Origin of the sequence: Nocardia higoensis NBRC 100133 (genome assembly GCF_000308595.1) — a bacterium.
Taxonomy (GTDB): Bacteria; Actinomycetota; Actinomycetes; order Mycobacteriales; family Mycobacteriaceae; genus Nocardia; species Nocardia higoensis.
On the sequence record NZ_BAGA01000034.1, the window covers coordinates 1 to 15,368 of the forward strand.

13 protein-coding genes and 1 riboswitch are annotated in these 15,368 nt (G+C 71.0%); of the genes, 10 read left to right on the top strand and 3 right to left on the bottom strand.

Annotation, left to right across the window (positions count from 1 at the left end; translation table 11 throughout):
• Positions 1-214: 214 nt before the first annotated feature.
• Positions 215-1,159: an SDR family NAD(P)-dependent oxidoreductase gene (locus tag ON26_RS04260; protein ID WP_040794649.1), complete on the bottom strand. Its 945-nt coding sequence runs from the start codon at positions 1,157-1,159 to the stop codon at positions 215-217.
• Between the two features lie 258 nt (positions 1,160-1,417).
• On the opposite strand from ON26_RS04260, the gene ON26_RS04265 reads away from it, so the two are divergent.
• The 5 genes from ON26_RS04265 (at position 1,418) to ON26_RS04285 (ending at position 7,774) form a co-directional block, all read left to right on the top strand.
• On the top strand, positions 1,418-1,873 hold the full coding sequence (locus ON26_RS04265) for a hypothetical protein (protein WP_040794650.1): 456 nt from the start codon (positions 1,418-1,420) through the stop codon (positions 1,871-1,873).
• Between the two features lie 10 nt (positions 1,874-1,883).
• A complete protein-coding gene (locus ON26_RS04270; protein ID WP_040794651.1) occupies positions 1,884-5,315 on the top strand; it encodes an error-prone DNA polymerase in 3,432 nt (1,143 codons plus the stop codon).
• A 54-nt stretch (positions 5,316-5,369) separates the two neighbouring features.
• Positions 5,370-6,233 carry a M48 family metalloprotease gene (locus ON26_RS04275; protein ID WP_083883721.1) on the top strand — a complete coding sequence of 288 codons (864 nt, stop codon included), beginning with the start codon at positions 5,370-5,372 and terminating at the stop codon, positions 6,231-6,233.
• Between the two features lie 190 nt (positions 6,234-6,423).
• Entirely contained in the window at positions 6,424-7,587 is a 1,164-nt protein-coding gene (locus tag ON26_RS04280) for a DUF4349 domain-containing protein (RefSeq protein ID WP_083883722.1), read from the top strand.
• Positions 7,541-7,774, top strand: a complete 234-nt coding sequence (locus ON26_RS04285) for a DUF167 domain-containing protein (RefSeq protein WP_245545717.1) — start codon at positions 7,541-7,543, stop codon at positions 7,772-7,774. Before ON26_RS04280 ends, ON26_RS04285 begins: the two co-directional genes overlap by 47 nt.
• Positions 7,775-7,783: 9 nt before the next feature.
• Here ON26_RS04285 and ON26_RS04290 read toward each other — a convergent pair whose 3' ends face one another.
• Positions 7,784-8,248 carry a tRNA (cytidine(34)-2'-O)-methyltransferase gene (locus tag ON26_RS04290; protein ID WP_040794653.1) on the bottom strand — a complete coding sequence of 155 codons (465 nt, stop codon included), beginning with the start codon at positions 8,246-8,248 and terminating at the stop codon, positions 7,784-7,786.
• Between the two features lie 212 nt (positions 8,249-8,460).
• Here ON26_RS04290 and ON26_RS04295 point away from each other — a divergent pair, with 212 nt between their 5' ends.
• Entirely contained in the window at positions 8,461-8,775 is a 315-nt protein-coding gene (locus ON26_RS04295; RefSeq protein WP_051026659.1) for a DUF3017 domain-containing protein, read from the top strand.
• A gap of 40 nt (positions 8,776-8,815) precedes the next feature.
• Here ON26_RS04295 and metX read toward each other — a convergent pair whose 3' ends face one another.
• On the bottom strand, positions 8,816-10,039 hold the full coding sequence (gene metX, locus ON26_RS04300; protein WP_157171782.1) for a homoserine O-acetyltransferase MetX: 1,224 nt from the start codon (positions 10,037-10,039) through the stop codon (positions 8,816-8,818).
• A riboswitch (SAM riboswitch) is annotated at positions 10,002-10,113 on the bottom strand. It overlaps the preceding gene by 38 nt.
• A 298-nt stretch (positions 10,114-10,411) precedes the next feature.
• On the opposite strand from metX, the gene ON26_RS04305 reads away from it, so the two are divergent.
• The 4 genes from ON26_RS04305 (at position 10,412) to ON26_RS04320 (ending at position 15,364) form a co-directional block, all read left to right on the top strand.
• Positions 10,412-11,629, top strand: coding sequence for an NADP-dependent isocitrate dehydrogenase (locus ON26_RS04305; protein WP_040794654.1), 1,218 nt, complete (start codon positions 10,412-10,414; stop codon positions 11,627-11,629).
• A gap of 461 nt (positions 11,630-12,090) precedes the next feature.
• The gene (locus ON26_RS04310) at positions 12,091-13,227 is read left to right on the top strand and encodes an MFS transporter (RefSeq protein WP_040794689.1); all 1,137 of its coding nucleotides are present in this window, start codon (positions 12,091-12,093) and stop codon (positions 13,225-13,227) included.
• 44 nt (positions 13,228-13,271) lie between these two features.
• A complete protein-coding gene (locus ON26_RS04315) occupies positions 13,272-13,898 on the top strand; it encodes a TetR/AcrR family transcriptional regulator (RefSeq protein WP_040794655.1) in 627 nt (208 codons plus the stop codon).
• 215 nt (positions 13,899-14,113) lie between these two features.
• The gene (locus ON26_RS04320) at positions 14,114-15,364 is read left to right on the top strand and encodes an acyl-CoA dehydrogenase family protein (RefSeq protein ID WP_040794656.1); all 1,251 of its coding nucleotides are present in this window, start codon (positions 14,114-14,116) and stop codon (positions 15,362-15,364) included.
• Positions 15,365-15,368 lie beyond the last annotated feature (4 nt).

Consider the following 15,368-nt stretch of genomic DNA (forward strand, 5'->3'; position numbering starts at 1 on the left):
AGGCGGCGCGTATCGCGAGCAGTTCGTCGACGCGGCGGGCGGTGGTCTCGTCGAGCGCGGGTTCCGGTGCGGCGAGCGCGGCCGGCGCGAGCGGCGCGAACCCGCAGAGCGCGACGATCACGACGGCCAGTACGCGAACGACGAACCGCAAGACGCCTCCCGGACAACGATGCACTCGGACACCCCACCGTAGCGGTGCGGGCCGGGCGCCGGTCTACCAGTAGACGCCGGGCACCAGATTGACCGCCCGGCGCAGCGCGGTGCCGGTGACCCAGCGGGCGCCGGAACGGCGGGTGAGCCGGGCGGGGCGGGCGGCGGGGATCTCGGTCTGCGGCTCGGCGTCGGCGGCGCCCTTGGCGGCCGGGGAATCGGGGATCGCGCGGTAGTACTGGTGCAGCACGAAGTCGCGCACCCTGGGGGCGAGCAGCGCCCCGAACTCGGCGACGGTGCCGAGCGGCACGTCGATGCGGCGCGGCCGTTCCACCAGGGCGCGCACGATGAGCGCGGCCGCCCATTCCGGCGACCGGGAGGGGCCCTGCCTGCCGGTGGGGGCGATCATCGGCGTGCGGACCAGCGGCATGTGGATGGTGGTGAAGGTGACCCCGTCGGCCATCGTCTCCACCGCCGCCACCTCGGTGAACTTGTCCAGCGCGGCCTTGCTGGCCAGGTAAGCGGAGAACCGGGGCGTGGTGGCCTGCACGCCCGCGCTGCTGATCTGCACGATGTGGCCGAACCCGCGCTCGCGCATGCCCGGCAGCACCGCGAAGGTGACCCGCAGCGCGCCGAAGTAGTTGACCGCCATGGTGCGCTCGTAGTCGTGCAGGCGGTCGGTGGAGCGGTGGATGGCGCGACGGATGCTGCGACCGGCGTTGTTGACCAGCATGTCCACGCGCTCGTGCTCGTCGAGGATCGTCTTCATGGTGTGTTCGACGGATTCGGCGTCGGTGACATCGCACTGGTAGCCGTACGCGGCGCCGCCCGCAGCGCGGATCTCCTCCACGGCGGTGACGAGCTCCTCGCCGCGGCGGGCCAGCAGGAACACGGTGGCACCGTGCTCGGCGATCAGCACGGCGGCGGCCCGGCCGATGCCGGAGGAGGCGCCGGTGACGAGCACGTGCCTACCCGCGAGGTCTCGCCGGTGCTGCGCAGCTGGGGCCATGATCGCTCCTCGTCGAACGGATGAGACGGCCGGAACGGCTGCCTGCCGGGCTCGAACTTACTCCAAAGTAAGTTCGACGCCAAGGGGTCCGCCTCTCCATTCTGCCCATGCGCACCCCCGGCCGGGCGGGGTTCCGGGGTGGCCGGGAGGCCTGTCCACCGGGCTTGCTGTTTCGTTGCCGGCGTCATCGGAAACCGAGGTGAGAATGCCCTCGAATGCGGCTCGAAACCTTCGAACATATGTGCGATACTCGTGCGCATGGCGGACGATCGGATGGCGGACATCTTTGCCGCGGTGCGGCTCGGCAGCGATAACCCGGAGGCGGCGCGCAAGTCGCTCGGGGCGCTGTGGGACGAGCTCGATCCCGTCGCGGCGCCGCTACAGCGCTGCGTGGTCGCCCATCACCTGGCCGTCCTCCAGGACGACGACTTCGAGGCGCTGGCCTGGGACCAGCGCGCGCTGGCGGCCATCTTCAGCCCCGGCGTCGCCCTGGACGAGGGGATGCGCTGCTTCCTGCCCTCGCTGTATCTGAACCTGGCCGACAGTCATCGCCGCGTCGGCGATTTCGACGCCGCGCGCATGCAGCTGGCCATCGCTCGCGGGCATCTGCGCATCCTCTCCGAAGACGCCTACGGCGAGCTGATCCGCACCGGTCTGGACCGGGTCGAGGAAGCCGTGCACGCGGGCGCGACCCAGCGCCTGCGCAGCGCGTAGGAGCGCGGCCGTGGCCTGGGACTCCGGCCCGCCCTCGTGGTCGGAACTGGAACGGGTGCTCTCCGGGCGCCCGGGCAGGCATGCCGCCGCCCAGGGCGACGGCGGTGACAGCCCGGCCTGGTCGCCGCGCCGCGAGCCCTATCGGCCCGCGCCGATCGCCGCCGCCGAGAGTCCCACGGTCGCCTACGCCGAGTTGCACGCGCACTCGGCCTACAGCTTCCTCGACGGCGCGAGCACGCCGGAGGAACTGGTCGAGGAGGCCGTGCGGCTCGGCCTGGAAGCCATCGCCCTCACCGATCACGACGGTTTCTACGGCACCGTGCGCTTCGCCGAAGCGGCCCAGGAATGGGGCATCGCCACGGTCTTCGGCGCCGAACTGTCCCTGGGGGCGAGCACCCCCGCCGAGCCGGCACCGCCCCGCGGCGGGCGGACTCTGTCCGGTTCGGCGCTGTTCTCCGGTGCGGCATCGTCTCCCGGTGCCGAGCCGCGCTCCGGTCCCGCGACGTCGGCCGTGGCACCCGACTCCGCGCCGCGCACCGGCGACCCCGATCCGCCCGGCCCGCATCTGCTGGTGCTGGCCCGAGGGCAGGAGGGCTACCGCAGGCTCTCCCGCGAGATCGCCGCCGCGCACCTGGCGGCGGGGGAGAAGGGCATCCTCCGCTACGACTACGACCGGCTGACCGCCGCCGCGGGCGGGCACTGGCACATTCTCACCGGCTGCCGCAAGGGCCACCTGCGCTCCGCACTCGCCGCGGACCTGGCCGGCGGCGACACCGGCCTGCCCCGTGCCGAGGCGGCGTTGCGCGATCTCGTCGACCGGTTCGGCGCGGACCGGGTGAGCGTGGAACTCACCCACCACGGCATCCCCGAGGACGACGAACGCAACGCCCTGCTCGTCGCGCTCGCCGACCGTGTCGGCCTGCCGGTCCTGGCCACCACCGGCGCGCATTTCGCCGGCCCCGGCCAACGGCACCGGGCGATGGCGCTGGCCGCGGTCCGGGCGCGGCGCAGCCTGGACGAGGCGGCGGGCTGGCTGGCCCCGACCGGCGGCGCGCACCTTCGGTCCGGCGCGGAGATGGCCCGGCTTTTCGCGCAGTGCCCCGGCGCGGTCGCCCGAGCCGCCGAACTCGCCCGCGAATGCGCCTTCGACCTGCGGTTGATCGCCCCGCAACTGCCGCCGTTCGAGGTGCCGGACGGCCACGACGAGAACTCCTGGCTGCGGGAGCTGACCCTGCGCGGGGCGGCCCGCCGATACGGGCCCCCGCACGCCGCCCCGCCCGCCTACCGCCAGATCGAGCACGAACTCGACGTCATCACCAGGCTCGGCTTCCCGGGCTACTTCCTCGTGGTGCACGACATCGTCGGCTTCTGTGAGCGCAACACCATCCTGTGCCAGGGCCGAGGGTCGGCCGCCAACTCCGCGGTCTGCTTCGCACTCGGCATCACCAACGTCGATCCGGTCGCCAACGAGTTGCTGTTCGAGCGATTCCTCTCCCCGGAGCGTGACGGCCCGCCCGATATCGACGTCGACATCGAATCCGATCGCCGGGAGGAGGTGATCCAGCACGTCTACGCCCGCTACGGGCGCGAATACGCCGCGCAGGTGGCGAACGTGATCACCTACCGGGGCAAGTCGGCGGTGCGCGATGCGGCCAAGGCGCTCGGTTTCCCGCCCGGCCTGCAGGACGCCTGGAGCAAGCAGGTCAGCCGCTGGACCGGGGTGGGCGCCGAGACCGGCACCGACATCCCCGAGCCGGTGCTGCGCCTGGCCGCCGATATCGAGGGACTGCCCCGGCATCTGGGCATCCACTCCGGCGGCATGGTGATCTGCGACCGGCCCATCGCCGATGTCTGCCCGGTGGAATGGGCGCGCATGCCCGGGCGCAGCGTCCTGCAATGGGACAAGGACGACTGTGCTGCCGTGGGCTTGGTGAAGTTCGACCTGCTCGGCCTCGGCATGCTCTCGGCGCTGCACTACATGATCGATCTGGTGCGTGAGCACAAGGGCATCGAGGTGCGGCTGCACGAACTCGACCTGCAGGAGCCCGCCGTCTACGAGATGCTCTCGCGGGCGGATTCGGTCGGGGTGTTCCAGGTGGAGTCGCGGGCGCAGATGGCGACCCTGCCCCGGTTGAAGCCGCGCGAGTTCTACGACCTGGTGGTCGAGGTCGCGCTGATCCGGCCCGGGCCCATCCAGGGCGGCTCGGTGCACCCCTACATCCGCCGCCGCAACGGCACCGAGGAGGTCACCTACGACCATCCGGCGCTGGCGAATTCGCTCGGTCGCACCCTCGGCGTGCCGCTGTTCCAGGAACAGCTCATGCAGATGGCCGTCGACATCGCCGGATTCAGCGCCGCCGAGGCCGACCAGCTGCGCCGCGCGATGGGGTCCAAACGCTCGCCGGAACGGATGGAGCGGCTGAAGGGCCGTCTCTATCAGGGGATGGCCGAGCTGCACGGAATCACCGGCGAGGTCGCCGACCGCATCTACGACAAGCTCTACGCCTTCGCCGATTTCGGCTTCCCGGAAAGCCATTCGCAGAGCTTCGCGGCGCTGGTGTTCTATTCGGCCTGGTTCAAGCTGCACCATCCCGCCGCGTTCTGCGCCGGGCTGCTGCGCGCCCAGCCGATGGGCTTCTACTCGCCGCAATCGCTGGTGGCCGACGCGCGCAGGCACGGGGTGCGGGTGCACGGTCCCGATATCAACGCCGGTCTCGCCGAAGCCACCCTGGAGGCCGAGGGCACCGAGATCAGGCTGGGGCTGGCCGCGGTCCGTCATCTCGGCGAGGACCTGGCCGAACGCATCGTCGCGGCCCGCGCGGGCGGCCCCTACACCTCCTTCCTCGACCTCACCGGTCGCGTGGAACTCACCGTCGCGCAAGCGGAATCGCTGGCCACCGCGGGCGCGCTCGACAGCCTCGGCATCAGCAGGCGCGAGGCGCTGTGGGCGGCGGGCGCGGCGGCCGGGGAGCGGGCGAACCGCCTGCCCGGCACCGGCGCGGCCACCGTCGCGCCGGCACTGCCCGGCATGAGCGCGCTGGAACTGGCCGCCGCCGACGTGTGGGCCACGGGCGTCTCGCCCGGCAGCTATCCGACCGAGTTCCTGCGGGAACGGATGAACGCACTCGGGGTGATCCCAGCCGCCGGGCTGCTCGACGTCCCCGACGGTTCCCGTGTCCTGGTCGGCGGTGCGGTCACCCACCGGCAGCGCCCGGCGACGGCGGGCGGTGTCACCTTCCTCAATCTGGAGGACGAGACCGGGATGGTGAACGTCGCCTGCTCGCCCGGCCTGTGGAAGCGTTATCGGGCACTGGCACAAGGGGCTTCGGCGCTGCTGGTGCGCGGGCGGGTGCAGAACGCCGAGGGGGCGGTCAGCGTGACGGCCGAACATGTGGAGCAACTGCGGCTGAGCGTGGCCGCGACCTCCCGTGATTTCCGTTGACGCGGCCGCGAACTCGGTGCTCACCCGGTTCGGCGATCCGTACGATAATCCTTCGTGTCTGTGATCGTCGCGTCGGTGCTGACGCTGCCGACCGTCCTGCTCAGCTTGCTGATCGCGGGCACGGCGGGTGCCCTGTGGGGCTCCTGGGCCGTGCTGGCGGTGGGTGGCGCGTGGCTGCTGTACGGGGTGGCGCTGGTCTGGGTCGCCTGGTACGCCCCGGAACGGGAGAAGGCCGGCACGATCCTGCACGACTACCGCCGTCCCGACACCGCCGAAGCACTGCGCCTGAACCGCGAATGGCGCACCGTCGCCGAGGATTCCGGCGTGCCGGGCGAGCACTATCCGCTCTGGGTGCAGGACACCGACCGGGTCAGCGCGCACGCCGCTCCCGCCCGCGCCCTCGCCGTCACCACCTGGGCGCTCGAGCATCTGCCCGCCCCGCAGATCCGGGCGCTGCTCGCCCAGTCGCTCGGCCACCACGCGGGCGCCGACCCCCGGCTTCGGCTGTGCCGGGACTGGTGCGCCTGGCCGGGCACGGTGCTGTGGCGGTTGCTCGCCCTGCTCGGCAAACCGCTCGACGCGCTCGGCTCCTACGCCCTGCCGGTGCGCGCCGCGCTCGTCTCGCTGTTGTTGCCGGCGCTGCTGTTCGCCTCCGGGCACCGGCTCGGCCTGCCGGGCGTCGTCGTGTTCGCCGTGCTGCTGGCCGTCGAACCCCTGGCGCGCGCGGCGTATTCGCGCGGCGCCGAGTCCGCGGCCGATCGCTATGCCGTCACCATCGGCTACGGCCCCGCGCTGGCCGAGGCGCTGCGCACCTGGTCCGCCCGCCACGAACCACCCGCTCCGTCGCTGATGCGCCGGTTGCTGAGTCATCGGGCATCCGCGCGAGTCCGGTTGCGGGCGATCGAACGCGCCGCGTAACGGCCGTCATCGGCGCTGTGGCGTGCTTCGGCCTCGCTGGATGCCCAGCGCCCGCAAGACATCGGGGGACGAGGATCGGTGTCGGCGCAGCGAGCGTTCACGCCGTCCGGGGCGGCGTGCCCGGCCGGTCGCGACGGCGGGATGTACTCGAGTGGTTCGGCTTTCCCGATCCGGCCGCTACGCTGCGTTCATGCGCAAGCTCGCGGTCATGTCTGTGGCCCTGCTCGGGTCGGTACTGCTCGTCTCCTGTGGCAGCGACGACGGCAGCAGCGGTGGCGCGCCCGCCCGAACGGACATGGGCACCGCCGCGCCCGCGATTTCCCCCGGACTGCGGGAGCAGGCGCCGTCGCCGTCCGACAGCGCCCCGGCCGCGGGCGTGGAACGCAAGGAAGTGATCACCGGCAGCGTCGACATCACCTCCGCCGACCCGGTCGCCGCCGCGGGCCGGGTCGCCGAGCAGGTCCGTGCTCTGGACGGCCGGATCGACAGTCGCACCGAACAACCCGGCACCGACGACACCGACCCATCGGCCACGCTCACCGTGCGGGTCCCCGCCGACCGCAGCGACGCCTTCGTCGACGGACTCGGCGGCGTCGGCGAGATCACCCGGGTGAGCACCAACCGCGACGACGTGACCATGCAGTGGGAGGATCTCGACGCCCGCATCAACGCGCTCCAAGCCTCCGTCGACCGCCTGCGGGCGCTGATCGCGACCGCGAGCAGCACCGCGGACCTGATCGACGCCGAAGAGGCGCTCAGCAGCCGCCAGGGCGAACTCGACAGCCTCACCGCCCAGCAGCGCCGCCTCGACGACCAGGTCGCGCTGTCCACCCTCACCATCTCGATCACCGCCCCCGGCAACGGCTCCGGCGCCGGGCCCGACAACTTCCTCGACGGCCTGGTGGCGGGCTGGAACTCCCTGATCGACTGGTTGCAGGACGCGATCGTGTTCGCGGGCAGGGCGATTCCGTGGCTCGGCTTCCTCCTCGTGCTCGGCGCGCTCGGCTGGTTCGGGCGCCGGCTGCTCCGCCGTCCCCGACCGGCCGCACACCGGCACGCGGCGCGGACCGAGAGCCCGGCTGCGCCCGGCAGTTCCGCGCGCACGGCGTCCGTGCCCGCCGGAGCCGAGCAGCCCGTGCCCGCGGAGAACGGACCGCCGAAAACCGAGTCGGCGAGAACCGGGTCCGCGGAGACCGCGTCCTCGAGAAACGCGCCTGAACGGACAGCGGCCGACGCCGGCGATGACTCCGGTGCGGGGGTCGCCGCCGAGCCCGCCGACGAGAAGCCCGAGACGACAGGAGGTTCCGGTGCCGCCGACCGTGGTGCGGGCGACGATCAAACCGAACAGTCGTAAGGGCCCGCTCGTCGAAACCGCCGAGGACGGCACGCTCACCCTCTACGTCCGCGCGCCCGCCGTCGAAGGCAAGGCCAACAAGGCCGCCGTCGAACTCCTCGCGGCCCACTTCGGCGTCCCCCGCTCGGCGGTACGCCTCACCGCGGGCGCGACCTCGCGCCACAAGCGCTTCGAGATCGACGCGTAGCCGAACGGCTCAGATCGCGCCGGGGAACCCGTGCTGGCGCCACGCCTCGTAGACCGTGACCGCGGCCGCGTTGGACAGATTCATCGACCGCCGCCCCGGCAGCATCGGGATCCGCACCTGCTCGGTGATGTGCGGATCGGCCAGCACCTCCGCGGGCAGGCCGGTCGGCTCGGTCCCGAACAGCAGCACGTCACCGGCTTCGTAGGCGATGTCGGTGTATCGGGAGGCGCCCGAGGTGGTGAACGCGAACACCCGCCGCGGCGTCAGCGCCTCCCACGCCGCCGCGAGACTCGCGTGCACGGTCACACTCGCCAGATCGTGGTAGTCCAGCCCGGCCCGCCGCAGCTTCGCCTCCGACAGGTCGAAGCCCAGCGGCTCGATCAGGTGCAGTTCGCATCCGGTCCCGGCCACCATCCGGATCGCGTTGCCGGTGTTCGGGGGAATGCACGGCTCGTGGAACATCAGATGGAACACACATGCCAGTCAATCAGGCGCCACCGTCGCCGGGCCGCCGGGATCGCTCGGCGCAGGATCGGCCGAACCCGTCGAGGGCGGGGCCTGCGGAATCCGTCGGCGGCGGGGCCTGCCGATCACCTCGCCGGTGCGGAAGTGTGCGCCACCGTGGCGCGGCCGGCTGTTCCGCCGATGTGGGGGACATGGCGGCGTCTGGAAGAATCTCGGGGGTGATGGACGTCGACGCTTCCACCGAATCCCAGGGCGGCCGGGCCGGGCGATTCCTGCGCGGAAATCTGCCGATGGTGGCGGTGGGACTGGTGGTGCTGGTGGCGGTGGTGTTCGTGGCCTCGGACCGGTGGCGGCGCGGGGCGCTCATCTTCGGCGGCGCGGCGTTGCTGGGGGCGGCGTTGCGCTTGTGCCTGCCGACCGTTCAGGTGGGTCTGCTCGCGGTGCGCAGCAAGCCGTTCGACGTGGGGGCGCTGACCCTGCTCGGGTCGTCGATCGTGTTCCTCGCGGTGACCATCAACACCCTCGGCGTGGGCTGACCGACGCGCCGAGCTCGGCTCGGCGCGCGGGAAAGATCTGTCAGCGGTTCTCCCTGGCCAGTCGCATCGTCTCGACGAGCAGTTGGCCGACGGCTTCGGTCTCGGTGAGGAAGCCGTCGTGGCCGTCGCGGGAGAGCACGATCTCGAGGCCGTCGCAGCCGGGCAGCAGGTCGGCGAGTTCCTGCTGGGTGTGCAGCGGGTAGAGGCGGTCGGAGTCGACGCCGCCGACCACGCACGGCACCGGGGTGGCGCGCAGGGCGGCCTCGATGCCGCCGCGGCCGCGGCCGACGTCGTGGCGGTTCATGGCCTCGGTGAGCAGCACGTAGGTGGCCGGATCGAAGCGCTTGGCCAGCTTGGTGGCCTGGTGGTCGAGATAGCTCTGCACCGCCCAGCGGCCGCCGTCGTAGGGGTCCTCGCCGTTCTGGGCCTGATTGGCGAAGCGGGCGTCGAGCTCGCCTTCGGTGCGGTAGGTGAGGTGCGCGATGCGGCGCGCGATGCCCATGCCGGTCAGCGGGGCGCGGCCGGTGCCGTGGTAGTCGCCGCCCTGCCAGTCCGGGTCGGCGGTGATCGCGGCGATCTGGGTGGTCTGGGTGCCGATCTGATCGGCGGTGGCCCGTGCGCCGACGGCCAGGACCAGCGCGGACGCCACGCGATCCGGAGCGCCGACCATCCATTCGAGCACCCGCATGCCGCCCATCGACCCGCCGACCACGGCGGCCAGGCGCCGCACGCCGAGCAGGTCGAGCAGCGCGGCCTCGGCGGTCACCTGATCGCGGATGGAGATCGCCGGGAAGCGCGAACCCCACGGCTTGCCGTCCGGGGCGATCGAGGACGGGCCGGTGCTGCCCTGGCAGCCGCCGAGCACATTGGTCGAGACGACGCACCACTCGTCGGTGTCCATCGGTGCGCCGGGGCCCACCATGCCGTCCCACCAGCCGGGAAGTTTGTGGATCGCGTCGGGGTTGCCGACGACGTGCGAGTCGCCGGTCAGGGCGTGCTCGACGAGCACCACGTTGTCGAGCGTGGGGGAGAGTTCGCCCCAGCGTTGCACGGCGAGTCGCACGTCGGGGACGACGGCACCGCTCTCCACCGTGACATCGCCGATGGGAATCACGCCGAGGGTGCCGTCCGGCGGCGGCAACAGATCGGCTCCGGTGGCGGACGGGCAGCGGTCGGGATCGGTGCGCACGGTCACCTGGACCACTCGCTCATCTCGTGCGACCTCCTGCCGGCGTTTGCTCCCGTCCTTCGGGAACCCGGTCATCACCCGGAGCACCCCACCGCGGGCTGGAGGGTTGCCGACCAGCGAGCCGGGGCTTGACGCTGGCGCTCATGACCTGATCGTCATGGTAACGGGCAATCGGTTCACGGCCGAAATCCACCCCTGGGTGCCATCATGGACGATGTGTGCTGAGTCACTCGAAAGCTACTTGCCGGTAACCATCACAGTGTCCGCACAAGGCACCCTCCCCGAGCGGTGAGACTCCCGGAACCAGTACGCTCGTCTTGTTTGCACCACGTGTCCCGCAGACAATGCGGGGCATATACGTTGTCTGTTGAACAGCTGGGGTCCGCTCACAAGCGTGTTCGCCTGGCCGTGCAATGAGGGCACCATCCTAGGAGGACACGAAGATCCATGTCCAAGATCAAGGTTGAAGGCACCGTCGTCGAACTCGACGGTGATGAGATGACCCGGATCATCTGGCAGTTCATCAAGGACAAGCTGATCCACCCGTATCTCGATGTGAATCTCGAGTACTACGACCTGGGCATCGAATACCGGGACAAGACCGACGACCAGGTCACCATCGACGCGGCCGAGGCCATCAAGCGTCACGGCGTCGGCGTCAAGTGCGCCACGATCACGCCGGACGAGGCCCGCGTCAAGGAATTCGGTCTCAAGAAGATGTGGCGCTCGCCCAACGGCACGATCCGCAACATCCTCGGCGGCACGATCTTCCGCGCCCCCATCATCATCTCTAACGTCCCGCGTCTGGTTCCGGGCTGGACCAAGCCGATCATCATCGGCCGTCACGCCTTCGGCGACCAGTACCGCGCCACCGACTTCAAGGTCTTCCAGGCCGGCACCGTCACCATCACCTTCACCCCCGACGACGGCAGCGAGCCGATCGTCCACGAGGTCGTGAAGATGCCCGAGGACGGCGGCGTCGTGATGGGCATGTACAACTTCCGCAAGTCCATCGAGGACTTCGCGCGGGCCTCGTTCAACTACGGCCTGCAGCAGAACTACCCGGTGTACATGTCGACGAAGAACACCATCCTCAAGGCCTACGACGGCATGTTCAAGGACACCTTCCAGGAGGTGTTCGACGCCGAGTTCAAGAGCCAGTTCGACGCGGCCGGCCTGACCTACGAGCACCGGCTGATCGACGACATGGTCGCCTCCTCCATGAAGTGGGAGGGCGGTTACGTCTGGGCCTGCAAGAACTACGACGGCGATGTGCAGTCCGACACCGTCGCGCAGGGCTTCGGTTCGCTGGGTCTGATGACCTCGGTGCTGCTGACCCCGGACGGCCGCACCTGTGAGGCCGAGGCCGCGCACGGCACGGTCACCCGGCACTACCGCCAGCACCAGCAGGGCAAGCCGACCTCGACCAACCCGATCGCGTCGATCTTCGCCTGGACCCGTGGCCTCGAGCATCGCGGCAAACTCGACAACACCCCCGAGGTGATCGGCTTCGCGCAGACCCTGGAGGACGTCGTCATCAAGACCGTCGAGGGTGGTCAGATGACCAAGGACCTCGCGCTGCTCGTCGGCGGCGACCAGGGCTACCTGAGCACCGAGGAATTCCTCGGCGCGCTCGACACCAACCTGGCTCGCGCGCTGCGCTGAGCCGATCGCGGGGCGGACCGACCGGTCCCGCCCCGGCCGGCGCCGGGCACACGAACCCGGCGCCGGATGAACCGGGCACCCGCCCCGCCGTCGACACGGTGGCACGGGTGCCCGATCTGTTTCCCGGCCGGGATCGGAGGCCGTGTGCGCGCGGCGGGAGCGGGTCCGGCGCGGCGTGGGTGGCCGAACTCACTCGCGCTCGGGAAGCAGCCGCGCGGACGCGCCGGTTACATGGACACGTGAACCGCCCCGTGACGACCGGTCCTGCCGGCGCTGCCCCTGTCGACGTCGGTCCTGCCGACTCCGGTCCCGTCGGCCTGGGTCCCGTCGACGTTGGTCCCGTCGACGGGGGTCCTGCGGGCGCCGGTCCTGCCGCCGCCGGATGCGCGGGCTCCGCGGCCGTCGAGGCCGCCGCCGCGGAGACGGCCCTCGCACCACGCACCACCTGGCACGTGCCCGCCATGCTCGCGCTGGCGGCCGGTGGGTTCGGCATCGGCACCACCGAATTCGTCATCATGGGCCTGCTACCCGATATCGCGGCCGCCTTCTCGGTGTCGGAGCCGACCGCGGGCCATGCCGTCTCGGCGTACGCGCTCGGTGTGGTGGCCGGTGCGCCGCTGATCGCCGCACTGTGCGCGCGAGTGCCGCGCAAGCGCCTGCTCCTGGCGCTGATGGTGGCCTTCACCCTGGGCAATGTCGCCACCGTGCTCGCCCCGGCCTTCCCGGCGCTGGTGATCGCGCGCTTCGTCGCCGGGCTGCCGCACGGCGCGTACTTCGGTGTCGCCATGCTGGCGGCGGCCACGCTCGCACCGGCGGGACAACGGGCCAAGGCGGTGGCCGCCGTGATGCTCGGGCTCAGCATCGCCAATGTGGTCGGGGTGCCGGCGGCCACCTGGCTCGGTCAGCACTACGGCTGGCGCGGGGCGTTCGTCCTGGTCGCGTTGATCGGCGCGGCGACGGTGGCGGCGCTGAGCCGGTACGTCCCGGAACTCACCGGATACGTCGCGACCGACCCGAGGACCGAGCTCGGCGCCCTGCGCAGGCCGCAGGTACTGGCCACGCTGCTGGTCGGCGCGGTCGGCTTCGGCGGCATGTTCGCCGTCTACACCTACATCGCGACCACGCTGACCGACGTGGCAGGGATGTCGGCCGCGACGGTGCCGCTGGTGCTGGCGCTGTTCGGACTCGGCATGATCGTCGGCAATGTGGCCGGCGGCGTACTGGCCGACCGGGGCGTGGACCGGTCGATCCTGCTCGGCCTGGTCGTGATGATCGTCGTGCTCGCCGGGTTCGTGCTCGCCGCCCATCACCCGCTGACCGCGAGCATCGGGGCCTTCCTGGTCGGCGCCTCCGGGGCGGCGCTCACACCCGGCCTGCAGACCCGGTTGATGGATGTGGCCGCCGACGCGCAGACCCTGGCCGCCGCGCTCAATCACGCGGCGCTGAACATCGCCAATGCGGCGGGAGCCTGGCTGGGCGGGCTGGTCATCGCCGCGGGCTTCGGCTACACCGCGCCCGCGATGGTGGGCACGGTGCTGGCGGTGAGCGGTCTCGCGCTGTTCGGCGCCACCGTGTGGGCGGCCCGGCGCCGAACCTAGACGCAGTTACATACAGAAGTGTACGTAAGCTGTAGGATCGCCGGATGACCACGACCGCGTCCGGCAGGCCGCGGCGGCGCACCCAGGAGCAGCGCAGCAGCGAGATGCGCACTCGCCTGCTCGACGCCACCATCGACTGCCTCGTCGACTACGGCTACGCGGGCACGACCACGCCCCGGGTGGCCGAGCGCGCGGGGGTCACGCGCGGCGCGCAGGTGCACCATTTCGGGTCCAAGACCGATCTGGTGGTGGCCGCGATCAACCATCTCGCCCAGCGCCGGGTGCAAGCGGTGCTCCGGGAGATCTCGGAGGTGCCGCCGGACGCCGAGCGCGTCGACGCCACCTTGAACTTCCTGTGGGAACTGCACCAGGACCGGTTGTTCACCGCGACCGTCGAGCTGTGGGTGGCCGGGCGCACCGACCCGGTACTGGCGGCGGCGATGGACGAGGTCGAGCCGTTCGTCAACAACGCGGTGCTGACCGCGGTGGAACGCTTCGTGCCCGACGAGGTGCGCCGCAAGGACGCCCGCGATTTCGTCTTCACCGCGATGGATGCCCTGCGCGGCATCCTCATCGCCGCGTGGGGCGACTCCGACACCGAACGCGCCCACCGGCGCTGGCAGCGGGCCTCGGCGTTGCTGCGGCTGACCGCCGAGACGATCGTCGGCTGAGCGCCGAAACGGCCGGCGCCCCCCTGTCGTCGGCGAACGCGCGGCGAATCGGCCGAACCGTTGCGCAGTTACATGCAGCTCTGTACGTTTGTTGCAGCTCGATACGCCGAGCCGGACGATGTGGTCCGGGTCATCCGGTTCCGGTGCCGTCCGGTCCCCGGGTTCCGGCGCGCCCGGCCGGGGGCCGAGTGGCACTGCGACAGGAGTGAACGACGATGTTCGAATGGTCCGAGACCGATCTGATGGTCCGCGACGCCGTACGCGCCTTCATCGACCGGGAGATCCGCCCGAACCTCGATGCCCTCGACAGCGGCGAGATGCTGCCCTACCCGATCCTGACCAAGCTGTTCGCCGAGTTCGGCATCGCCGCGATGGCGACCGATTCGCTGGAGAAGGCGCTGGCCGCCGAAGAAGCCGAGGCCGCGGGCTCGGCCGAGGGCGCCGAGAAGGCCGAGAGTGCGTCGGCCGCGGCCGCCGAGCAGCAGTCGATGATGGCCGTGCTGGTCAGTGAACTGTCCGGGGTCTGTCTCGGCCTGGTCAGCGCGCTGGGCGTGAGCACCGGCCTGGGCGCGGCGACCATCCAGTCGCGCGGCACGCTGGCGCAGAAGAAGCGCTGGCTGCCCGAGCTGGTGACCATGGAGAAGGTCGCCTCCTGGGCGATCACCGAACCCGACTCCGGCTCCGACGCCTTCGGCGGCATGAAGACCTACGTCCGCCGCGACGGCGAGGACTACATCCTCAACGGCCAGAAGACCTTCATCACCAACGGCCCGTTCGCCGACGTCATCGTCGTCTACGCCAAGCTCGACGAGGGCGACGCGAGCGTGGACAAGCGCGATCGCAAGGTGCTGACCTTCGTGCTGGACAAGGGGATGGAAGGCCTCACCCAGGGCAAGCCGTTCAAGAAGATGGGCCTGCACAGCTCGCCCACCGGTGAACTGTTCTTCGACAACGTCCGCCTCGGCCGCGACCGGCTGCTCGGCGAGACCGAGGAGCACCGCGGCGGCGACGGCCGCGAGTCCGCGCGCACCAACTTCGTCGCCGAGCGCGTCGGCGTCACCTTCCAGGCACTGGGCATCATCGAGGAATGCCACCGGCTCTGCGTGGACTACGCCAAGAACCGGAAGCTGTGGGGCCAGGAGATCGGCCGGTTCCAGCTGGTGCAGCTCAAGCTGGCCAAGATGGAGATCGCCCGCGTCAACGTCCGCAACATGGTGTTCAACGTCATCGAGCGCGGCCGCGCGGGCAAGCCCCTCTCGCTGGCCGAGGCCTCGGCGATGAAGCTCTACTCCTCCGAGGTCGCCACCGACGTGGCCATGGAGGCGGTACAGCTCTTCGGCGGCAACGGCTACATGAGCGAATACCGCGTCGAACAGCTCGCCCGCGACGCCAAGTCGCTGATGATCTACGCGGGCAGCAACGAGATCCAGGTCACCCACATCGCCAAGGGCCTGCTCGGCCGCTGAGCAC